Raw genomic sequence first — 24,055 nt, 5'->3', positions numbered from 1 at the left:
ATGAGGTGTAGAGATGACAAAAAAATTATTCTGGGAGGACGCTACCCAATCCTCCTTCAAAAGTAAGATACTTTCAGTTGAGGTTTATGAAAAAGATCCTTCTAAATTTACTGTTGTTATGGATGAGACTGCCTTTTACCCCGAGGGAGGCGGCCAACCTTGGGATGAAGGTACTATTGGCGGAATGAAAGTCTCTTATGTTTATGAAGAGCAGGGAGTAATTTATCACGTTTTAGATCAAACTGCCACCATAGACTCTAATGTAACTTGTGAAATTGATTGGAATAGACGTTTTGATCATATGCAACAACATTTAGGTCAGCATATCTTATCGGCAGCCTTTGAAAACCTTTATTCCGCTAGTACTGTTGGCTTTCATCTCGGAACTGAATTTGTTACGATAGATGTTACAAAGGACTCTCTTTCTTATGATGAGGTAGTACAAATAGAGGCGGAAGCTAATCAAATAATATTTAATAACTTAAAGGTTTCTAGCCATTTTCCATCTGTAGAAGAACTGAAAAACCTTCCTTTAAGAAAAGCCCCAACTGTAACAGAGGGGATTAGGATTATTGAAATAGAAAACTATGATTACTCTCCATGTGGTGGAACCCACCCTACCCATACAGGAGCTGTAGGTTTAATCAAAATTAGAAGGTGGGAAAAAATGAAGGGTCAGATTAGGGTTGAATTTGTTTGTGGTTTAAGGGCCCTTAAGGATTATTCATGGAAAAATCGTCAAATTAATGAAATATCTAACCAATTGTCCATTAGAGATATTGAAACTCAAGAATTTGTCGAGAAAATGATTGATGAAAACAAAACCTTATCCAAAACCATAAGAACCTTTAAAAAAGATCTGCAGGATTATCAGGTTAAGGAGCTTTATCAATCAGCAGAAATCCATAAGGATTATTCTCTAGTAGTAAAAATATTCGATGGACTAGATTTTAAAGACCTACAATCTATGGCAAATAGCTTAAATCAATATTCTAAAACGATAGCCTTATTGGCAACAAAAAACGACAAAGCCCAAATCGTGTTCACCCGATCAAAAGATGTAGAGATAAATATCGGGAATCTCTTTAAAGAGGTAATAGGACTAATTGAAGGTAAAGGTGGTGGAAGTCCACAAACGGCTCAAGGAGGAGGAAGTGACCTTGCCAACCTTGATGGATTGATGACAGCTGCAGTACTGAAAATTAAGAAGGACTATTTAAGTTAGTTTAATTTGGCAAAAGGAGTAATCTATTAAGATTCTCCTTTTTAAAATGGGAAAATTGCATAATTAATATTAAATTTATATTAATACAAAATGAGTATAAGTTCTGAGTTATGGTATTATGCAATTTCCACAATTACTATGATTAAACTTTAAATAGCTAACTTATATAATTAAAAATTAAATACCAAGTCTTACTTCAAAAGATTCAAAGGGACCAAATGCATTTACCTAAAGCTCTCTTGATACAATTAGAAAGTAATACTAATACGATCCTGTTAGTATAAATTTCCCATAAGGTTATCTGAAATTTTTTCATTCATTAATGATTTTAAAAAATAGTTGAACTAAGGCTTTATCATATTGAAGGCCTGCCTGTTCTTTCAATAATTTTAATGCATCCTCTTTAGATTTTCCTTTTTTATAAACTCGATCTGTCGTCATAGCATCGAAAGTATCACAAATGGCAATGATTTTCGCTTCCTCCAAAATTTCTTCTCCCTTCAGACCCTTAGGATAACCTGAGCCATTTGTTCTTTCATGGTGTTGTTTAATAATTTCATAGGTTTCAATGTTAAAATTCTCTAAAATTAAGTTTTTACCATTTGTTACATGTTCCTTCATTGCTTCATACTCTGCTTCCGTTAATTGACTTGGCTTGTTTAATATTTCATCATCAACATATATCTTCCCAATATCATGATATTTTGCCGCACAGCATAGATTTTGAAACCGCTGTCCCTGATACCCTAGATTTGTTGCCATCATTTTTGCCAATTCATATACCCTCATAGAATGATTATGGGTATAGGCGTCTTTGTTTTGTATCTTTAAAAGTATATTATAAATATCTATAAAACTATTTTCAGTATGGATATAGGAATCATCCCTCACACTATGGACTAAGAGACAAGTTCTTTCTAGTGCATTGATATGTAATAGATCGTCTTCATAACGTAACATCACTAGTGTATCCTTCTTATAATACTCCTTTGTCGTAATACAATAGATTTTTCCTTCAAGAATATAATAGGATTTAACTGAATCTTTGGTTAAGGGAGGTCTAAGGTGTACACCCTCTCCTTCATTAATCACATAAATATTAATTTCTATTAATTGGTCTTTGTATTTATTGATGATTTCTGCAGAACCTTCAGGGAGCTTTGCTGATTTTTGAAATTCGTCTTCTCTTATAATGCAATAATTATTCTTCATCCTCTAACTCCTTTTAACAGTAATGGTAGAAGTATTTGTATACATTCGCCTAATTTCAACATTATCTTTCCTTTTATTATATCAGAAAATTAATTATTTCCAATCAAAATATCAGAATTTTCGATTATATAGGTATAAAGTCTGCAATAAACAAATAAAGGATAACCCTATTTAAGAGTTACCCTTATTTTATAACGAATCGTAAAGTTTTACTTTAATTTATACTTACATTCCCCTGCAACATAGGTCTCTAATACATTTACATCCTTTAAAGAAGTTGTAGGAATAGCCTTAATATCTTCTTGTATAATTAAAAAGTCAGCAAAATAACCTTCCTGTATCTTCCCCTTGTTATTTTCTTCAAAGGTGGCATAACTAGATCCAGTTGTGTATAACCCTATACTTTCTTCTATTGATAAGCATTCTTCTAGGTTCCACCCTTCAGTTGGGTTTCCTTCATAATCTTTTCTAGTGACAGCACCATAAATTCCTAAAAATGGATTGAAGGACTCAATCGGACAATCGGACCCCCCTGCCACCTTCACACCTGCCTTTAACATAGACTTCCATGCGTAGCTATCCTTTCCTCGGGCTACTCCTACTCTAGCTTCTACCATTTTAAGATCTGTTGGTAAGAAGCCCGGTTGAATATCAGCAATAACTTTTAATCTACCCATCCTTTCAATTAACCCTTGATTCGTTATTTGACAATGGATTAATCTTGGTCTTTTATCCTCTTTTTCGTCTAATAGTTCTTCAAAAATACTTAACAGTTGATCCATTGTTCTGTCTCCAATGGCATGCACAGCTAATTGTATTCCATTTTCATTTGCCTTACTCAAGTGTTCTTTAAGCCTTTCCTTTTGAAAAATTAATATTCCCCTATTATCTGGATCATCTTGATAGGGTTCTAATAAGGCTGCTGTTCTCCCGCCTAAAGATCCGTCTGCTAGCATTTTAAGGGGGCCAATTTTAAAGAAGTCACCTCCCATACCTGTCTTATAACCTAAATCTATTAACTTTTGTAGCTTTTCTTCTTCTTGCAATAACATTTGAAGATTAATTCTGCAATGAAGTTTGCCTTCAGCTTCTAATTCTTGATAGGCTTTAATAACTTTTGTAAAATCTTCTACCTGACCAAAATCTTCTGTCTGGATAGAGGTTAATCCTACCTTCAATGCGTCTTTAACTGCATCCTGTAGGACGCTTTTGATTTGCTCTACCTCTGTCATCATTGGTATTTTTTCAAAAGCTAATAACAATGCATTCTCTCTTAATATACCATTTGGCATTGTTGTATTGTCATATCGATCAATTTTTCCACCCTCTGGATCAATACTATTTTCATTAATTCCAGCCAATTCTAACCCACGACTATTTACCCCACATATGTGATAACATGCTCGGGAAATATAGATGGGGTATTCCTTTGTAATTTCATCTAAAAAATCTGCTGTTGGTAATATTGATTGGGTAAAGTTCTCTTCATTCCATCCATGACCAACAATCCATTCACCAAAATAATTGGTTTCTAAACCTTCTATGTAATTTTTAATTGTCGTCTTAATATCTTCTAAAGATTTACATTGCCTTAGATCTACCTTCTTGGTTGAAAGACCATAGCTGATTAAGTGCATATGACTATCATTAAAACCTGGAATTACCCACTTCCTCTCTAAGTCAACAATCTTAGTATTTTCATCAGATAATTTTAAGACCTCCTCATTAGATCCTACTTTTACAAATCTATCTTCTTCTACTAGAAAGGCTTCTACTATTTCACAATTATTCATAGTCATAATTTTTCCATTTATAAACATTTGTTTAGTTTTCAATATTTCTCCTCCCTAAACTATTTTATTTTAATTTTATACTAACATACTTTTTAATTCTTTAGAATATTTTACGTTTTTTGTTTAATACTTTTTATATCATGTTTTATTTTATCAAGTTAGAAGGAGAGGGTTTTATTATGAAGGAAAAAGTAATTGAAATGATTGAAAAAAGAGGCGTCTCAATTGTTGATTTAGCCCAATTGGCCTATGAGCTTCAGGTCGATTACATCCCCATTACTTTAGAGGATGCCATAGAAAATATACATAAAGTTCTAGAAAAAAGAGAAGTTCAAAATGCCATTTTAACTGGAATTTCTATTGATATACTAGCAGAAAGGGATCAATTTGAAGAACCGCTACTTTCTATACTTAAACGAGACGATTCCCTATATGGTATAGATGAAATTTTGGCCCTAAGTATAACAAATATTTATGGCTCTATCGGCTTAACTAACTTTGGTTTTTTAGATAAGATTAAACCTGGTATCATTGGTAAAGTTAATGACTCTAAAGGAGTACAGGTAAATACTTTTTTAGATGATTTACTATCAGGAATAGTAGCAGCTGCTTGTTCTCGAATGGCCCATTCTTATGGTGACTCAAAAATAGAAGAACAAGAAATTCAAATGAACTAAGGATACATATTTGTTGTAATTCTCTGTAAAAATATAAATAAGCAATTTGGGTGTAAGGAGTTCATAAAAGATGAAGGTAGAAAACTATAAAAGTACACTATTATCAAAAAAGCTTAATGAAAACCTCCTTCAATTAAAGGATATTTTTTCAGATTGCTGTGATATCATTTATAGGAAATTAAAGATCAACGTGGGTAATACTTCCTTAGATCTCTTAATGGTTTTTACTGATGGACTGGTTGATACTCAAACCATCAATGAGCATATTATGAAGCCCATAACAACCTATCAGCCTTCCCCTACCTTAAAGACCCTATCTTCTTTTACATTAGATACACTAAAAAATGTTATCACCATTAATAATGTAGATGAGGTAAGTAATTATCAAGAAGTACTCTATGCCATATTATCGGGGGATACAGTTTTAATGGTAAACGGATTTGATATAGGATTATCTTTAAACACCAAGGGATGGGCTGAAAGAACAGTTGAAGAACCCCCAGCTGAAAGTGTTATACGAGGTTCTAGAGAGGGGTTAACAGAAAACCTATCCAGTAATGTAGGACTCATTAGAAGAAAATTGAAAGATACTTCCCTTAAAGCTAAGGAATTAATAATTGGCACTAGAACCCAAACAATGATTAATGTTTTGTATATGGATGATTTGGTAAATAAACAACTTCTAAATGATTTGATAAACGAACTAGAGTCAATTGAAATCGATGGCATATTTGAAAGTGGTTATATAGAACAATTAATTGAGAAGCATCCTTATTCACCTTTTCCACAAGTTCAAGTTACAGAGCGGCCCGATAAGATATGCGGAAACTTATTGGAGGGAAGAATCATTATATTGGTAGATGGAGCTCCATTATCATTAATTTTGCCAATGTCTTTTTTCCTATTGTTTCAATCACCGGAGGACTATAATGAACGCATCATTTTTGGAAATCTGTTAAGATTGTTACGATTTTTAGGTTTCATTATTGCTACATCCTTTCCATCTATTTATGTAGCTTTGATATCTTTTCACCAGCAAATGCTACCTGCAGATTTAATAGTTGATCTATCTAAGACTAGGGCACAGATACCCTTTCCGCCAGTAGTTGAAGCACTACTAATGGAATTAACTATAGAACTACTTAGGGAAGCTAGCGCACGACTACCTGGAACGATTGGTCAAACTATTGGTATCGTAGGGGCAATTGTTATTGGCGATGCCGCCGTAAGGGCCAATATTGCAAGTCCAGCAATGGTAATTGTCGTTGCTATTACTGCTATAGGGAGTTATGTTCTACCCCATTATAGCACAACTTACCCTTTAAGGTTTCTTCGGTTTCCTATGATCTTTATGGCTGCCACCTTTGGAGCCTTTGGCATCATTATCGCTTGGGCTTGGATTATAATCCACTTATGTAGTATCAGTTCTTTTGGTTTCCCTTACCTGTCACCATTAGCGCCCTATGATTCAGAATTTACTAAAGATACTGTATTACGTAAGCCCTTTTGGTTTTTAAGACAACGACCAAAAGTTGCAAATAAAAATAATCGAAATAGATGGAGTTAATAGGAGGAATGTCAGTTGTATCAAAAATATACTGGGGGCGAGATTTCAGCTATACAAGCCTATATTATTATTGTTAGTATCATGATTGGAACTGGTATTTTGAACTTAGCTAGAGTAGTTAGTGAAGTGTCTAAACAAGACGCTTGGATATCAGTTTTAATTAATGGTATATTTATAAGCCTAATAATTGGACTGATAACCTATACAGTAGGTCGATTTCCTGAATTGAACTTTTTACAGTATTGCAGTTATTTACTTTCTAAACCAATTGGTTATTTAATTAGTTTTGCCTATATAATCTATTCCATTGCCTTCACAGCAACAATCATTAGCTTTTTAACTGAAATGGCTTCAACTTGGCTTTTGCCTAATACGCCTATATTTATTATTAGCTTCATCATTGTAATTACAGGGGTCTACATGATTCAACACGGACTTACAGTATTAGCAAGATATAATGAAGTAATCGTATTTTTATTAATCCCTTTAGCTCTTTTAATTTTTGTTGGAATGCCCGAAGTAAGGCTTATTAACTTAAGACCTGTTGGGGCTACTGGTATAACAGCAATTTTAAAAGGGGTTGTGCCCTCCTTTTATGCCTTTGCTGGCTATGAAGTAATAATGATCTATTACCCCTATATATCCAATAAATCAAAGCACATTACGAAGTATTCTGTACTATCAATTCTCCTTGTTACAATATTTTATACGGCTACTGTTATTTCTCAAATTGCTCTTTATGGTCATGAAGAAATACAACATGTTTTGTATCCATCCATTAACTATTTAAGAGCTGTAGATTTTCCTTTTATAGAACGGATGGAGCTATTTTTTACAATTTTTTGGACCTTAACAGTATTAGGGACCGTTGGTTTGCAGTATTTTGCGACCTCAATTGTCCTTCAGTCAGTCTTCAAAAATAAAACCACTCGTTTCTTTACATATTTATTGGCACCTTTAGTCTTTGGACTCTCTTTGTATCCCCAAAACACCCCTCAAGTTGCAGATATTGGAAGTATAATTGGTAATCTTAACTTCTTTTTTGGTATACTTTTACCTATTATTTTATTTATTATGTGTATTATTCGAGAAGGTAGGAGAAAAAATGAACAAAAAATTTAAACTTATTGTAACCGTAATACTATTAATTACATTAACTGGATGTTGGGATTCTCAAAGTCTTGAAGATTTATTGACCGTATATGGAATAGGGATAGATCTTGCTCCAGAAGACCCTAATAATTACCAATTCAGCATAGTCTTTCCTACTGTTATTGAAGAGGCTCCTAAGGCTAAATTTGAACTTTCCGTTAAAACTCACTCACTAACGGCTGCAAAACAACAATTGCAATATAAAGTATATAGACAAATTAGCTATGGAAATACTAGAGTAGTTGTATTTGCCCATGATGCAGCCGAACATGGTATTATTAAACATGTAGATGCCATGTTAAGGGAGCCTGTTTTCCCTAGAACGACTCGTTTGGTAGTTGTAGATACTAAAGCCCATGAGCTTTTAGAAATGACTCCACCTGTTTCCCTCTTCGTTACCACTTTTTTATTTCAAGCCATAAATCAAAGTAATGAAGCCACAAGGGTGCCATTTACAACATTAAGAAACTTTAATTATCAATATTATACAACTGGTATCGAACCTGTTTTCCCCTATATAAATTTTAATCAATCTGCTAATACCATTTCTATTGATTCTACAGCACTTTTTAAAGGTGACAGATTGATTCATGTACTAGAAGGTAATGAAAGTACTTACCTAATGCTCTTAAAGGGAGAAATTAATGACGGTTTCTACTCAACTCCCTATACCGACACAGATGAAAATCTTCATCATATTAGTCTTCGTATTAAGACTGGCAAGATGAAAATCCGCTCAGAGTTGATTGATTCACAACTTTATATCAATCAAGAAATAACTTTATCGGTTAATTTAGCTGAATACACTGGCGAAGCTTCGGTATTTGACCATGAAACGATTAAGGAGTTTGAAGCATATCTAGCTCAACATCTAGAAGTGAATTTATCAAATACAGTTAAAATATTACAAGACTTAAACTCTGATAATGCTGGCTATGGCCTATATATACGGGCCAATCATCCTGAATATTTTAATCCTGAAGAATGGGGAGACCAATTTTCTAACGCATTAATTAATATTAAGGTCAATATTAATATGCATACAGTCGGTATTACCAAATAGTCTGAAATTCTATAGCGAAGAAATAGCATAATTAATTTTATATATGCAGCTTTTATATTCCATAAATCGAATATAAATATATCGTTTTAGTATTTTTAATTCCTTTAATAATAAAGCAGAGTACAAGGCTCTGCTTTTATTTAAAATATTTACATTATCATACTCATCATGTTGTTCTTACCATAATTATTTTACCCTGAAGATTTCTCAACATAGATATCAGAAAACTCAATGCTAATTTTCTCTACCTGATTGCAATTGGTATAGGGAGTAGTTTCTTCCATTAATATAGGCCAACTATCTTCTTCTCCTATTGGAAGTTCAATGATAAACTCAGAACCTTTATTAAGAATACTTCTAACTGAGACTTTACCTTTGTGCATTTCAACGAGGGATTTTACTAAGGCTAAGCCGATTCCACTCCCTTGATTTTTTCTTACTAGTGATTCGTCAACTTGGCTAAAACGTTCAAAGATGATATCTAATTTTTCCTTTGGAATGCCTGTTCCTGTATCCTTTACTGTAACAATAACTTTATCTGCTGTTTTCTTAATTGATACAGTAATACTTCCACCAGCTGTGGTATGCTTAATTGCATTAGAGAGGAGGTTAAGTAGAATCCGTTCTATTTTATCTGGGTCACAGGCAATGATTAAACTATTTATCTGGGTTTCAAAAATAAATTTTATATCCTTATTCTCTATATAATCCTTAACTGATAGGGTAATATCTCTAATAATTCTAACAATATCGTAATTTTCTTTGTTTATTACGTAATAACCTGCATCTATCCTATTAATGTCGATCAAGTTATTTACAAGTCTTAATAGACGATAGCAATTCTGCTTCATGGTATTGATCTTTTTAATAATATTTTTTTCCATTGGTTTATTGGCATGATCCTTTAAATACAATAGAATTAATTGCAGCGTTCCTAATATAACATTTAAAGGTGTTTTAAATTCATGGGAAATGTTTGAAAAAAACTCTGTTCTAAGTTTATCAAACTCTAAAGCCTCTTTTAGCCTTTTTTCATTTTCTGTAATTGCTTTTTGCAGTTCATCATTTTTTTTACGGGCTGAGATATCTCTAATCATACAAATAACAGTCTTATTATCACCGTAGGGCAAATTAATAGGGGCCACCTCAGCATTTATTTTGCTTCCTTCTAAATCTACCAACTCTATTTCAATTAAAGTTGTTGATTGGTATTTGGCGGGAAAACACGCTTCCCTCACTTGTCGATACTCTTCTTCTTTAATAAAATCGAATATAGGACGGTTAAACAGCTCAACAGTATTCTCCATCTTTAGAAGTTTTGCAGCTGCTGGGTTAGCATATTTAATTTTCCCCCTGGAAATTACCACCCATCCATCTGGGGAAGATTCTACTAAAAAACGATAACGTTCTTCACTTTGCCTTAGCTTTTCTTCCATTTCCTTTTGTTTTGTAATATCACGAACAATTGCATGAACAATGCCATCATCCATAAGGGGCGTACAATTCCAAGATAACCATTTATATGTACCATCTTTACAGCGGAATCTCATTTCATGATCCATTAACACATGACCATCATAACATTTTTTCAACATTTCTTTCGTTAAAGGGATGTCTTGAGGATAAACTAGTTCTAACAAAGATTTTAAAAAGATTTCCCCTAGAGAAAAACCCAAAACCCGCTCCCATGCCAAATTCAAATTAACAAAATTGCCCTTTGAATCAAAAATACAAAGTAAGTCAGCTGATGCATTAAAAAGCTTAAACTGTGGACTTTCTGCCTCCTTAATCTCAGTAATATTTCTTCCAATAGATAGTACTGATTCAATATCTCCTTCATCATTTCTTTCTGGGACTAGTCGAATGTGAAAATGTTTAAACCCATAGGGACTTGGTTGTAAGGATTCAAAGGTTAATTCTTCACATGTATCAAAAACTCTTTTTACAGCCATTACCCACTTACTAAAATAGTCTGCCGTAGAATTTAATTCTATTAATGTCTTACCAATTAAGTTTGACTTTGAAACACCAAATTCTTTTTCTACTACTTTGTTTGTATAGAGTAATTGTAAATGTTTGTCAACACGAATAATCAAGTCTGGAGAATTTTCCACCATCGACCTATAATTATATTGATTTTTCATACATAATCCCCACCTTAAATCATGTATTTTTATCCCAGTGATTCTATATTATAACAATTATTCACTTATCAAAATTCTATAAAAAAACAAAAAACCCTTTTTAATTTAACAATTGTTAATATATTCAGAAATTTACTTTTTATTTTCTTTTCATGTCATGTAACTTGTTAATTAAAATCCATTTAGAAAAAACAAAACTCCCTGTAACGATGGTTTGCTAGAGGGAGTGTGGACACTATTTATTTTTGCTGCAGATATCCCTTACGGATTTTTAACATATAGCTTATTGCTTTTTCTCCTTCTTCAATCAAACAATATACTTGTCCGTAAAAACTATAGAGCTCATTTATTTTTAGCTTAATTTCATTTTTCATAATTAATTTCTCAACAATTTCTAACTGATTTAAAGCATTATTATAGTCCTTCTGTATGATATATAATTCTACTATAGCAAAATGATAGTCTATGATCATCTCATTCATGGATACTTCTTTGGCGATGATTAACCCTTCCTGTAAAGCCTTAGAAGCATTACTTATGTTACCTAGTTTCATTTCACACTGAGCTTTTGTCAAAATGATGCCTAACAGATCACTTGGCTTAGTTGCATTAATTAATTTAAAGGCTTTATTTATATAGAAAAGAGCCCTCTCAATATTTCCACATTGCAAATTTAGAATGGACAAATTATCATAAATGACAATCAAATAATAATTCTCTATCTCTCCTGCCTTTTGTAATAGTTTATTATACATCCTTTCTGCCTTAGGGAAATTCTTTAAATCCCTATAGGTATTAGCCTCTAGTATACCAATTTTAATCTGATGACGAAATGAAACTATATAATCTACATCTATTTTCTTTAAAAGATTTAGATAATGGAGGGCCATATCATATCTTTCTATTTTTCTATAGGCGAGGATTAAGTTAAGTATAATTGTATGAGTGTTAACAATATCTGGTGAAACATCATTTTCTATTGCAGTATCATAGGCTTTTATGTAGTAGATCAGAGCTTGATCAACTAACATTAACATGTAATAACAGATACCTATAAAGTTATATATTCGTGCTACTATTCCATAATCTTTTTCTTGCATATAGTAGACTAATGCTTCTGATAAATCTTTAATAGCATCTTTATATTTATAGTTTTTATGATAAAATTCCCCTCTTATTAAGAGCAATTCCATTTTAGGTCCTATTAAGTTCCAATGTTCAACTGTTTTCATTAAGGTATTAAACTTAGCATCAAATAACCTTTCATTTATTATGGCTTTATCCACAGATCCTCTAAGGTATTCTATTTCATTATAAATGTCCCTTTGAACCCGCTCTATTTCTGATTCCATTAATTCTTCTGGAAAAATTTCCTTTCCAATTCTCTTATAATATTTATTTATGTTGTTAGCTATGATAACGGCTACTTTTTCTGTTAGATTTCGTTTATTTTTCTCGATCATACTAATTAAACTCTTTGATATTTGGTCACTTGCAATGTCTTCTTGATTTAACCCCAGTTCTTTACGTATCTTTTTTACCTTCTCTCCAGGAGTTAATATCTCCATAATACCCTACCCCTTTCCTTTAGGCTTCTGCCATAGGAATCAATTACAGTCCCTTAACTGTATTAATCCCTTTCTGTATTTTTCTATCCCCTACTAATAAATATATACTATTATTAACGATAATTCAATAGTCATGTAAATGTTATTTGCAGTTTTTTTGCTAATTTGTTTAAATTTGTTATTAGGATTATCTATTATTAATCTTTATTTTTGAATATTGATATAGAGATAGCGATAATTTTCTAGGTAAAAAGACTATTTTCTTTCCCTATATCACGTATAACATATTTTATATGTTTTACATCTATTGTATCTATAGTAAACTCCCTCTACCCTTTAAATTTCATATAAAATAGAAAAAATCCCTATTAAAGGGATTTGATAGATATTTATAGGCTCACTGTGACAATTGGAATTTCTTTCTCAATTCTATCTTTAATCTGATTTAATAAATCGATTTGTCTCTCAGTTAAGTTGCCTTTATCTAGCTTTTTATTTAATACAGAATAGAGGACAATATCTCTTAATCTTAAAAAATATGGTAATTGGTCGATCCAATATTGATCGAGTCTATGGATCTCATTATACCCTCTGAAAAAGGCCCTTAAAAACTCTGTAGCAAAGACCAGTTTCTCTTCTTCTGTCTTATCTCCAACACATCTCCAAACAGAATAATATAAAGCAATAGCTATATCGCTAATATACCATTGATATGAACAATCATCAAAATCAAAAACGGTTATTTCTCCTCCATCAACAAAAAAGTTTCCGAAATGAATATCAGTATGAATTAGTCCATAAGAGTCTTTGTCTCTTGGAAGGCTGTTAAGATAGTCTACAAGTTGCTTAGCTATGTTTATAATTTTTTCTTCCTCGTTACCTATATATTTCTCTAGATCTAATAAATCATCTTCATCCCAAGCTGGTCTTTTAATCCTATCGTTTGGAACTTGATATTCTTTAGTAGCCCTATGGATTTCAGCTATTGTTCTGCCCCATTTTTCAAATAAATATCCATTCCATTCTAGTTTATTTGTGGGATCAACAATTTTTCCTGGAGCCTTATCAAATAAACTAACAAGAAAATAGCCTTTCTCTACAGAGATAATTTCAACTAAATTGCCGTTAATTGATGGATTTGGTTTTGCCACCTTAATCCCTTGTTCAGATAAAAATCTTAACCAGTCTAATTCACCCAAAATCATATTTTCCTCTCGATGGCTGCTATGTACTAGCCTTAAAATATATCTATTTCCATCTTTTTCGCCTTCATAAACATAGTTTTCGAATTTACCTAATAATTCTAGCCCCTGCTCTTTTAAACCAAATCTCCTCGCCGCTTGATGTAATAGACCTTCACTAAACTGTTCTTCTACTGATTTTTCCACTGTATTTCCTCCTAACTATAGAATTCACCATTTTAATAACCATAGAGAGAATAATGCAATAAAAACTGAACTATACTTATCGACTATATATTTTTTTTATTATGTATTAAAAATATTATTCGTTTGTCTAGTATATCTATTCTACTGATAAAGCAGAATTCCTGCTATTGATCATACAAAAAATCCCTGTTAGTGAGGGATTTTTTGAACTTTGATTATAGCTATTTACGCTTACTGTTTGTTCTATAGATTTAATATCTTCTCTAAAAGTTTATTCGTTACATCATTGATCTCTTCAAAACGAATATTTGGGATATAATATTCTTCCATACCATCATGGTTCTTCTTTGTCTTTTTAAGATTTTCATATACCTGCTCCAACAGTAATGTGAAATATCCTTGACTTATTTCAAGTTCTTCTGCATATTTGTTAAGAATGTCTGTATTCATGTATTCATCTAAATCTAAAATCTTTTTAGCCTGTTCCTGCCTATAACTAGTTATAGCTACACTTGCCTCGGGTATAACAATTGATTCTAATCGCTCTGGTACAAGGGGTTCATGATAAAAATCAACATCATATCCTTTTTCTAAATATTTATCTGCAATTTTCTTTAATATGTCAGATTTGCGCTGGCTAGAGGACCCCACAACGCTGTAGAGTTTTTTGGTATCTTCTAAATAGGTTTCCCGATGATGAATATGACCAAAGAAGGTATAAGCACTACCAAATAGGTGTCGTTCTTTTGGTAACTTACTTTGTTGTTTAGTTCCTTTGATTATTTTCTTTATAAATTCTTGGGATTCTTCTGTGGTTTTTAATTGATTTGATGCCTCTTGATAGATCCATTCAACATCATCATGAATTATCTTAGCTGCTGATAAAAATTTATATACTCTTTTGTATATTTTCCCATTATGTTCTGTTGAGCTTATTATATCATCTCTATTTGCCCTTAGATCCTCTTCATTCCAATGCTCCCCTAGGTTGATGATTTCATCCACTGCTCCAGGGAATTTCGGATCAATCACGTGGGGTGATGTGCCATCGATAATTGCAACCTTTAAGGCTGGTATCACTACAGCATCAACCCCTTCAGGATCTGCTGAACAGTGATGAAATTCGATATCATAACCCCTTTCTACCATTCCGTGACCAATTTTCTTCATCAAAGAAGATTTTCCAACTCCAGGGCCACCCTTTAGTAAGTAAAGTCTGTTAGCTTCCTTTAAATCAATTACGTACTGATAATACGAGAAAAAGCCTACCGAAGTATTGCCTCCTGGAAATAATCGTTTAATCTTTCCCTTTGTTGCCATATGATTTAATCCCTCCTCTAAGCCTGCTATCTTTTCAGTTTATTCAACTGACTTAGAAGAGGTGATTGTTAAATACTCTATCCTATAGATATTTTATTATCATGCTGGTGATAAATTGATAAAAGCTAACTTATTATATTTCTTTAATTTCTACTACTTTACATTCGGCTGCTTCTATTGCTATTTTAAACTTATCATTACTTATTTCTTGGCTTAATTCAACTACAGCATTTTTATCCGAATAATTTAAATCCACTGAATGAACTCCCTTAATCCCCATTAGATTTCTGATTACTTCCGAAGCGCAGTATTCACAATTAATGCCTTCAATTATAATTTTCTTTTTCATTTTATTTCCTAGCTTAGGAACCAATATTATAGGTTCTACTAAATAAACCAGGATTCACCTCCCTTTATTGTCATTTACTTTATGCACCAGTTAACTAGAACACTATCTACTACCAAATTTAACTTTGCCAAAATCAACTCTATTGTTTAAAAGAGCTTTGGTAATTTTATTACCAAAGCTCAGTCTAATCACTATAACGTTTCAATTCCCACTACATAGTATTTTTCAGTATTAATAGCAGCTTTTATAGCTTCATTACTAACATCGCTGTTTGTCTCAACTACAACAATCTTTTCTACTAAGTTTACATCAGCACTTATTACTCCATCTACACCAGTTAAGGCCTCTTTCACATGCTTAACACAATTACCACACTTCATACCTTCAACTACTATTTTCTTTGTCATTTCACTCTCTCCCTTTTAATTATTATCACTTTATTTAACTAAATCCGCTGTGACGTTAGATTAAATAAAATCTGTTTCTGCAACTATATATCAGAGGTCTAGTTAGACTCTCCACGTAGAATATAGAAAAATTTATTTACCAACATAAATAGGACTAATATCTACCTTTTTAAGTCTCAATGAGTTATATACAACGTTTAATGAGCTTACGGCCATGGCAGCAGCACCTAACATTGGGTGTAATAAACCAAACATGGCTACTGGAATAAACAGTGCATTATAGAACCATGCCCAGAAGTAATTTTGCTTAATTTTTCTAAAGATAGCTCTAGATAACTTAATTGCAGATATAATCCCACTTAACTCTCCTCTTACTAAAGTCACATCAGCAGCTTCTATTGCAATATCAGTACCAGTTCCAATTGCTATACCTACATTAGCTTGTTTTAGCGCTGGAGCATCATTAATACCATCTCCTACCATAGCTACTGTATCATACTTTTCTTGTAGTTTTACAACTTCCTCTACTTTACCATCTGGCAGCACCTCTGCAATTACGTGGCTAATTCCAACTTTCTTACCTATAGCTGCAGCTGTCCTTTTATTATCCCCGGTAATCATGGCTGTCTTAATACCCATAGCCTCTAACGCTGCTATGGCCTGTGGGGAGTCTTCTTTAATAGGGTCTGCTACAGCTATAATCCCTAATAATTGATCTCCTTTAGCAATCATCATGGCAGTTTTTGCTTCTTCTTCTAGCCTAATTAATTCTTCTTCATAGGCTCCATAAGAAACGTTATTTTCTTTCATCAGTTTTCTATTTCCTACAAATATTCTTTCTCCATCTATATTACCTGTTACTCCCATACCTACAACAGCATTAAAATCAATTACTTTTCCTAAATTAATTTTTTCATTCTTTGCCTTTTCCATAATAGCATGGGCTAGGGGATGCTCAGACCCATGTTCAATAGTAGCTGCATAGTAAAGGAAATCTTCTTCACTAACACCTTCTGCCATAACTAAATCTGTCACTTCTGGTTTCCCCTTAGTTATAGTCCCTGTTTTATCAAAGGCTATAGCCTTTACTTCTTTAAAAGTTTGAATCGCTTCACCATTTCTAATTAAGATTCCATTTTCTGCTCCCATACCACTACCTACCATTAATGCCGTTGGTGTTCCTAGTCCTAATGCACATGGACAAGAGATTACTAATACAGCTGTAGATGTGATAAATGCTAAAGTAAGTGGTGTCATCTCAGGGTTTATCCATGGTAGGAATGTTGCTCCCCATTTGATAATACTTAGGTGAAATTCTGAGAAAATGTTAAAAGAAATAAATGTCCCGATTGTAAGAAGAATTATTGCTGGAACAAAGTAGCCAGTAATACGATCTGCAAATTCCTGTATCGGAACTTTAGAACCTTGACATTCTTCCATCATTTTAACAACTTGAGATAGGAATGTATCTTTGCCTACTTTAGTTACCTCAACCTTTAATAAACCTTGTTTATTAATTGTTGCACCAATTACTTCATCGCCTTTTTGTCGTTTCACAGGCATCGATTCTCCTGTAGCCATGGACTCATCTAATAGTCCATTTCCTTCAACAACAATACCATCAGTAGGTACTTTCTCTCCAGGGCGTATCACCATGACATCTCCTACTTGTAAATCCTTAGTAGGAATTTCAATTTCCTCTCTATCAACAATAATCTTTGCTGTCTTAGCCCCCATTTGAAGTAGCTTTTTAATAGCTTGAGAAGCTCTACCTTTTGCACGGGCTTCTAAATATTTCCCAATTAAGTGGAAAGTCATAATGCTTGTAGCCATTTCAATGAAGGATTGTAGCGGAAAGAAAAGTGCCATTAAGCCAATTAAATAAGGTGGTAAAGAACCTAATGTTACTAATACGTCCATATTAGGACTTTTATTTTTTAGTGCTTTCCAGCTTGCAACATGAACATGCCACCCCGTTCCAAAAATAATTGGTATTCCAAGGACTGCAATAATCGGTAAATAACCTGGAATAGGAGTAATAAACATTTGGATCAACATAAGACCCTTAATAGCAATTGTAAATATAATAGATGTCATCATTGTTTTCTTTGCTTTATTGATTTTTATTTCATCTTCATCTATTAAATTTTCTTCATCTTCTTCTATATTAAGTTCATACCCTAGCGAAGAAACTTTTTTCTGCATATCTATTAACCTAGTTTTTTTAGGATCGTACTCTATTGTCACCTTTTCTACTGCAAAATTCACATTTGCAGATACAATGCCTTCGATTTTATTTAACGATTTTTCCACCTTATTTGCACATGCTGTACAAGTCATACCTTTAATTTTCAAGGTAACTTTTTCTGTATTTTTTTCTTCGTCTAATATTGCTTTATATCCCATATTATCAACTGCATTTAAAATGCTTTTAATATCGATTTTATTACTATCATACTCTACTTGTCCTTTTTCAGTAGCTATATTAACACTTGCATCAATAATACCTTCTAAAGAATTTAATTTCTTTTGAACGTTATTAGAGCAACTACTGCAGGTCATACCTTGGACTTTAAAATCTACTTTTTGAATGCTTTTAATTTGCTCCACCTTTAAAACTCCTCTCTATTTTTAAATTAAATCTATTAACATCCACTTCAACCACTCACCGCATACTATACCCCCGTATAGTATATAGCTATTTAAAAAAATTTCCACCTTTATATTAATGTCTTATAGAACTCCTCCTAAGCTAATTATACTACTGTAATGGCACAGAGTGACTTTCTAATAATAGTATCTCTGCAGCATTTAAAACTCTCCTTGAATATTCAATTTGTTTAATAATATCAAAGTAGTGGTCATCACTTTCAATCATAAACTTAATATCATCAATTTGCCTTTGCATCTCACTTAAGCGGTTTGTAATAATTTCTTTGTCTTCCCGTGATAGTACAGTGGGCTTCTTCTTTTCCAGAAGAAAGCTTTTCATCTTATTTAATCCATACATAATACCTTCTTTAATTTTCAATGATTGTTTTATAAGTTTTTTCAGTTTCATAAGATAGCCCCCTCCCTCTAGACTCAATATACCATACCCCCGTAGGGTATGTAAAGTGTTTTTTATATAGCTGATACCTTTCAAAAGAGTTCTCTATAAATATTTTAAGATGATTATAATTGCTATTGCTATGACTTCGAAATTTAGATGAAGAATGGATTTCAACCATTTGTAGATATGATATTGTCTCAAATAATCAAGTAACCCCTTACTCTATCAAAAATAGGTTAAGGGGTTATGTCTATCGATTCTATTAAACGCAACAACATCCACACCAGCATCATTAGAATGCTATATATTCTTAATCTCTAAGTTCTATGTCAAATATATCTTTTATAAGAGCCTCAAATTCTTTTATCATCAACTCCTTATTAAGTCCGTAGTTATTGTAGCTTGTCCGAAAAATCTAATAATAACAAATCTATAAAACACCAATAACCTCAACAAGAATTGATTCTACTTTGGATTTTACCCACTTAGTATAATTTACACTAGTCACCATTACTGGAAGATAATCTCATCCGCTACTCTTGGGAATCTAGGGTCAATCACATGGGGTGCGGTATCATAAACACATTATTTAAGCTTTACTAAAACCAAAATAGCCATTTAATTTTTATTACCCTCTCTTTGGTCTCTTTATCCTTCTCCCCTATTTCTATATAATCTATAAATTTATTTACTATTGTAGGGGTAAGTTTATCGATATTCTTATATCGATTTACTATAGCTCTATAGGCTTCAATATCATTAATTTTATTTTGTATTTCTTCAATATGTTTAGATAGTTCTTCTTGTCGGCCTAATAGAGTCTCTTTTTCCTTCTCGAAGCTGGACTTCATTTCTATAAAAAGGACTTCATCAACCACACCTTTTACTTTATCTATATAAAGATTCTTTATAAGGGTAGTTTTCTCTTCAATTAGCTTCGTATTCATGGTTTGCTCTTTCTTTATCGCTAAAACCCTATTAGATATTTCTGATTGTTGGTGGAGTTTTGAAGATACAAAGTCGTTGTCGATCATGGTAAAATGGGTAACAATTTTTTCTGTAACGATAGCTTCTAGTTCGTCTAATCTAATGGAGTGGCTACTGCATAGCTTATTTTGTTTGCCGGTCTTAGCATATAAAGAACATCTTAAGTATACGTTTTTACTACGTGCACTAGTATTAGAAGTCTTACTCATTGTACTACCACAATCCATGCATTTTACTTTTGAAGCAAATATATGAGTCTTACCCGTACCACTACTCCCTCCCCTGCTAGTTATTCTTTTTTGAACACTTTCAAAGGTGGTTTTATCAATAATTGCTTCATGAGTTCCTTCTACTACTACCCAATCTTCTTTATCTACATTGATTTTTTTCTTGGTTTTATAGCTTACCTTCTTTACTACTCCCTGTACCATATTACCAATATACATTTGGTTTTTTAAGATTCTTTTAATTGTTGTTTTGTTCCATAAACCATAGCTTTTCTTTTGAGCAGCATTAACGTAGTTTAGACCTTTCATCTGTTTATATTTTGTAGGGTTAGGTATGCCTTTGTCATTGAGCATAAAGGCTATGTGCTGGGTACCGTTTCCTTCAAGGTACCATTTGTATATTTGTCTTACTGTCTCAGCAGCTACCTCATCAACTATTAATTTGTTTTTATCGCTAGGGTCTTTCGCATAGCCATAGGTGGCAAATGAGCCAATAAACTTACCATCTTCTATTTTACTTTTGAAGGTGGCTTTTATCGTTTCTGATATATCCTCGCAATACCATTCATTAACTAGGCCATTAATTTGTCTAGCTTTCTTACCACCTTTTTGGTGGGTATCTACATGATCACTTAGGCTTATAAATCTAATATTCCATTCTAAGAATTTATTGTGTAGATATTTTTCGATTAGCTCCATATCTCTAGTAAACCTAGACTGACTCTTACAGAGGATAATATTAAACTTCCCTTGTTCTGCTTCTGCAATCATTTTACAAAATTCTGGCCGTTCTGAATCTAGACCAGAATAGTCATCATCACTATAAATATTATAGATTGACCATCTCTGTTCAATAGCATATTTAGTAAGCATATTTTTTTGATTTTGTATACTTTCGCTATCATCAAGCTTACTTCTTTTATCTCTATCTTCGTCGGAGAATCTACAATAAATTGCCACTTTCACGTGATTATATCCTCCTTTTAGACAGAATATAACCACCTACTTTATGCATTTATTAATAGTAGAGGAAATTGCATAATTGATATTATATTTATATTAATGCAAAATAAAAACTTCGCTACTTAGTGTTCAACGAGTAATTTGTTGGAATACAAAGGAGATTACTCGTTTCACAATGCGCGACTTAGTTTTTATTTTTGCATAAATCGAATATAAATTTATTGTTATGGTTTATTGTTATGGTAATATGCAATTTCCCCAGTAAAGTATAGTAGGTGGCAAATCAAGTTTTATTTCTCACTTATTAAAATCATCTCGATAAACAATTGTTGAAGGCTATCCTTCATTTGTTTAGTATTATTAAATTCTTCTATTACTGCTATGTTATGTTTTTTCTTTTCCATAACATCACCCCTTTTAAAATATATGCTACTGGAAAATTGTTCTATTACGTGGACAAAATAAAACCATGAACCATCATAGCCCATATTGTTAACTATGAATTTTTTTCTAACAAAAAAACAGACCCTATACATTCAAGAGTCTGTTTGAGATATTAAATTCACTCAATTAAAAAAACAATATTATTATTAATGAAATTAGTATTATAGTCTTCTTATGTAGGTTCAGATACCTAACTTTTAGGGAATTTAACTTTTTAAATTTAATTTTTTTATAAAATCGAAAACTAAATGAACTGTAAAATAAAACAAGTGTACAAACTAGTAAATCAAGCCATCTATTTTTTAAAAAGTATAAATACCAAAATACCGCCAATATAATGAGAAAAAATGTAAAAAATTCATAGTACCAAAATAAATTTTCATAATTTTCATCTACAACAATTGGATCTTTATAAAAAGCAAGCCCGATGAATGCCCTTTCTTTCCAAGTGATGGGAATCATTGCTGCAGGGTAAATAGATTCATTAGATCCGAAAAGACTTATGGTTCCAAAATATAAAGTAAAAACTACTCCAAGAGTATATGCAACATTTGTAACTACTTTAAGAGGTTTTCTCAAATTCATATTTTATTCCTTTCCAATAAATACTCATTATAATGTATTTAACAAATGTGATTTAACATAGTGAGTCTTCCCCAATGCACCGTCGCCATAGAGCCAGCAGTCACCCACCGCCCCTGGCACAGATCCCGGCGTGCGGAACTACCGCACCGGGCTCTTCAGTTGTATATCTCTACTTCCGTATTCTGCTTATATTTGAAATACCATTTGTTCGTTTGCGGTTTCTACATACGGTTTTAACAGTGGATAGTTGTTTTTTAACTTCTTCTTAAATTCTATCCAGTTAAAGCTCCTTCTTTGACTTCTTCGGTTTAGCCATTTATACAACTGCCTTTTAACAATTATATACATCTTTTCAAGCATCTTATAGTTTCCAATCAACCCATAGTAATTATAGTATCCTCTTAATTTGATGTTCAGATGGTCTGTCAGTTTCCTAAGTCTCTTATTTCTACTTTCTTTTATCCACTGTTTAAATCTCTGAACTGATGCTTTAAACTTTCCTTTACTTGTTGTATGGGTGATGATGTCTTTCCCCTTCGTTGATACTCTCCAATTAAAGTTAAAACCTAGAAAATCAAATTCTCCATTTCTTTCTTTACTAAATCTACTGAACTTTATGAGTTTTGTTTTATCCTTTGCAAGTTCAAGACCAAACTTCTTGAAACGTCTCTCTAGCGCTACCATAAACCGTTCTGCATCTTTCTTGTATCTGAAGGCGCATACAAAATCATCAGCATAGGCTATTAACATCCCTTCACCTTCTAAGTACTTTTTGACTACTTTTTCAAACCATAGGTCTAAAATATAGTGAAGATAAATGTTGGCTAATATGGGACTAATGACACCACCCTGCGGGGTTCCTTGATGAGGTTTTTCAACGATGTTCTCTTCTGTCATAATCCCTGCTTTGAGCCATTTCTTGATGAGCCTTATAAAGGACTTATCAGCTATATCATGGAATAGCATTGACACTAGATATTCATGGTTGATATTTTGAAAGTACCCTTTGATATCTGCCTCCACTATATAGCCATATTTGCCAAAGTTGAGTTCCTTTCCTAGATGCTTAACCGCATCTTTAGCACCTTTTCCTTTTCTGTAACCATATCTAAAATCATAGAACTTAGGTTCATAGATGGCCTCTAGTATTTTACTGCAGGTCGCTTGTACCAATTTATCTCTTACAGTTGGTATTCCTAGAGGTCTTTGACCACCATTAGATTTTCTAATGTGTGTTCTTCTTACTAGGTTGGTACGGTATGATCCATTTCTTAGTTCTCTTTCAAGTAAATTTAGTTCTTCAGTTAAGTTGGATTCAAATTCTTTGGCACTTATTTTGTCGACTCCCTTTGCTGCTCTTTTATTAATAGACTTCCATGATTGGCTAAGAGTCCATTTATTCAGTAGTCTATATAGATTTTCAAACTTATGGTCTTTCTTGTATTTCGCTTTCCTTTCGATACCATTCAGGGAGGTTTGCAAATGTTTTTCCAACCCTACATGTCTGGCATTTTTTTCCTTTGAATGGTGCATACTCCTGTTTCTCCCTTCCCCTTGTAGATGGCTCTCCCACCCTCTGAGTAATATGGAGAAATCCGACTTCTTACCACCTTTACATATTCTTCTTTTTCGGTTGATATATGCTTCTCATTTAGAGGGATGATAAGATCTCCCAAGTTCCTGACATCTCTCTCCATACATACCACGTCCTTGGACCCCGACAGACCCTCCAAAGTCTCACCTTTAACGACTTCTTTGTATTGGCTTCCATGACGTTAAACATGTCGCCATCTGCATTATCCTATTTCTAGGCACACGATTTACGGGGCTGAATATGTTTCAGGGATTACGGTCTCCCCTGTGGTCTATATAGTTCTTTGTGTACGCTTCACCTTTACTGTCACCAGCATTGGCGCAACACTCAATACAGGT

18 protein-coding genes are annotated in these 24,055 nt (G+C 32.8%); 5 read left to right on the top strand and 13 right to left on the bottom strand.

Annotated features, from left to right (window positions below; all coding sequences use genetic code 11):
- Positions 1–13: 13 nt before the first annotated feature.
- Positions 14–1,225, top strand: a complete 1,212-nt coding sequence (locus T335_RS0103315) for an alanyl-tRNA editing protein (RefSeq protein WP_026476265.1) — start codon at positions 14–16, stop codon at positions 1,223–1,225.
- 312 nt (positions 1,226–1,537) lie between these two features.
- On the opposite strand, the gene T335_RS21490 is transcribed toward T335_RS0103315, so the two are convergent.
- Positions 1,538–2,437 (bottom strand): HD-GYP domain-containing protein, encoded by a 900-nt coding sequence (locus T335_RS21490; protein ID WP_051569111.1) that lies wholly within the window; start codon positions 2,435–2,437, stop codon positions 1,538–1,540.
- A 209-nt stretch (positions 2,438–2,646) separates the two neighbouring features.
- Positions 2,647–4,272, bottom strand: coding sequence for an amidohydrolase (locus T335_RS19765; RefSeq protein WP_051569110.1), 1,626 nt, complete (start codon positions 4,270–4,272; stop codon positions 2,647–2,649).
- Between the two features lie 137 nt (positions 4,273–4,409).
- Between T335_RS19765 and T335_RS19760 the strand changes: the two genes are divergently transcribed.
- The 4 genes from T335_RS19760 (at position 4,410) to T335_RS0103285 (ending at position 8,689) form a co-directional block, all read left to right on the top strand.
- Positions 4,410–4,907, top strand: coding sequence for a phosphatidylglycerophosphatase A family protein (locus tag T335_RS19760; protein ID WP_034327590.1), 498 nt, complete (start codon positions 4,410–4,412; stop codon positions 4,905–4,907).
- Between the two features lie 70 nt (positions 4,908–4,977).
- Positions 4,978–6,474 (top strand): spore germination protein, encoded by a 1,497-nt coding sequence (locus T335_RS19755; protein WP_051569109.1) that lies wholly within the window; start codon positions 4,978–4,980, stop codon positions 6,472–6,474.
- 15 nt (positions 6,475–6,489) lie between these two features.
- Positions 6,490–7,596: a GerAB/ArcD/ProY family transporter gene (locus tag T335_RS0103290; protein ID WP_026476264.1), complete on the top strand. Its 1,107-nt coding sequence runs from the start codon at positions 6,490–6,492 to the stop codon at positions 7,594–7,596.
- The gene (locus tag T335_RS0103285; protein WP_026476263.1) at positions 7,580–8,689 is read left to right on the top strand and encodes a Ger(x)C family spore germination protein; all 1,110 of its coding nucleotides are present in this window, start codon (positions 7,580–7,582) and stop codon (positions 8,687–8,689) included. Before T335_RS0103290 ends, T335_RS0103285 begins: the two co-directional genes overlap by 17 nt.
- Before the next feature lie 191 nt (positions 8,690–8,880).
- Here T335_RS0103285 and T335_RS21485 read toward each other — a convergent pair whose 3' ends face one another.
- The 11 genes from T335_RS21485 to T335_RS0103220 all read right to left on the bottom strand — a co-directional run bounded on the left by T335_RS21485 (position 8,881) and on the right by T335_RS0103220 (position 23,820).
- Positions 8,881–10,833 carry a PAS domain-containing sensor histidine kinase gene (locus tag T335_RS21485; protein ID WP_051569108.1) on the bottom strand — a complete coding sequence of 651 codons (1,953 nt, stop codon included), beginning with the start codon at positions 10,831–10,833 and terminating at the stop codon, positions 8,881–8,883.
- Between the two features lie 239 nt (positions 10,834–11,072).
- Positions 11,073–12,401 carry a helix-turn-helix domain-containing protein gene (locus T335_RS0103275; RefSeq protein ID WP_026476262.1) on the bottom strand — a complete coding sequence of 443 codons (1,329 nt, stop codon included), beginning with the start codon at positions 12,399–12,401 and terminating at the stop codon, positions 11,073–11,075.
- Between the two features lie 389 nt (positions 12,402–12,790).
- A complete protein-coding gene (locus T335_RS0103270) occupies positions 12,791–13,789 on the bottom strand; it encodes a phosphotransferase enzyme family protein (protein ID WP_026476261.1) in 999 nt (332 codons plus the stop codon).
- Between the two features lie 243 nt (positions 13,790–14,032).
- A complete protein-coding gene (locus T335_RS0103265) occupies positions 14,033–15,109 on the bottom strand; it encodes a hypothetical protein (RefSeq protein WP_026476260.1) in 1,077 nt (358 codons plus the stop codon).
- A 133-nt stretch (positions 15,110–15,242) separates the two neighbouring features.
- Positions 15,243–15,458 (bottom strand): heavy-metal-associated domain-containing protein, encoded by a 216-nt coding sequence (locus T335_RS0103260; RefSeq protein WP_026476259.1) that lies wholly within the window; start codon positions 15,456–15,458, stop codon positions 15,243–15,245.
- A gap of 191 nt (positions 15,459–15,649) precedes the next feature.
- The gene (locus T335_RS0103255; RefSeq protein ID WP_026476258.1) at positions 15,650–15,865 is read right to left on the bottom strand and encodes a heavy-metal-associated domain-containing protein; all 216 of its coding nucleotides are present in this window, start codon (positions 15,863–15,865) and stop codon (positions 15,650–15,652) included.
- Positions 15,866–15,997: 132 nt separating this feature from the next.
- On the bottom strand, positions 15,998–18,475 hold the full coding sequence (locus tag T335_RS0103250) for a heavy metal translocating P-type ATPase (protein WP_026476257.1): 2,478 nt from the start codon (positions 18,473–18,475) through the stop codon (positions 15,998–16,000).
- Positions 18,476–18,626: 151 nt separating this feature from the next.
- A complete protein-coding gene (locus T335_RS0103245) occupies positions 18,627–18,926 on the bottom strand; it encodes a metal-sensing transcriptional repressor (RefSeq protein WP_026476256.1) in 300 nt (99 codons plus the stop codon).
- A gap of 590 nt (positions 18,927–19,516) precedes the next feature.
- Entirely contained in the window at positions 19,517–21,097 is a 1,581-nt protein-coding gene (locus T335_RS0103240; RefSeq protein ID WP_026476255.1) for a recombinase family protein, read from the bottom strand.
- Positions 21,098–22,309: 1,212 nt separating this feature from the next.
- Positions 22,310–23,656 carry a group II intron reverse transcriptase/maturase gene (gene ltrA, locus T335_RS0103225; protein ID WP_026476253.1) on the bottom strand — a complete coding sequence of 449 codons (1,347 nt, stop codon included), beginning with the start codon at positions 23,654–23,656 and terminating at the stop codon, positions 22,310–22,312.
- Entirely contained in the window at positions 23,620–23,820 is a 201-nt protein-coding gene (locus T335_RS0103220; protein ID WP_026476252.1) for a hypothetical protein, read from the bottom strand. Before T335_RS0103220 ends, ltrA begins: the two co-directional genes overlap by 37 nt.
- Positions 23,821–24,055 lie beyond the last annotated feature (235 nt).

It is taken from the genome of Alkaliphilus transvaalensis ATCC 700919 (assembly GCF_000621485.1).
GTDB lineage: Bacteria > Bacillota > Clostridia > Peptostreptococcales > Natronincolaceae > Alkaliphilus > Alkaliphilus transvaalensis.
The sequence above is the reverse complement of the archived record's forward strand: the minus strand, read 5'-3'. Positions and strand labels throughout refer to the sequence as shown.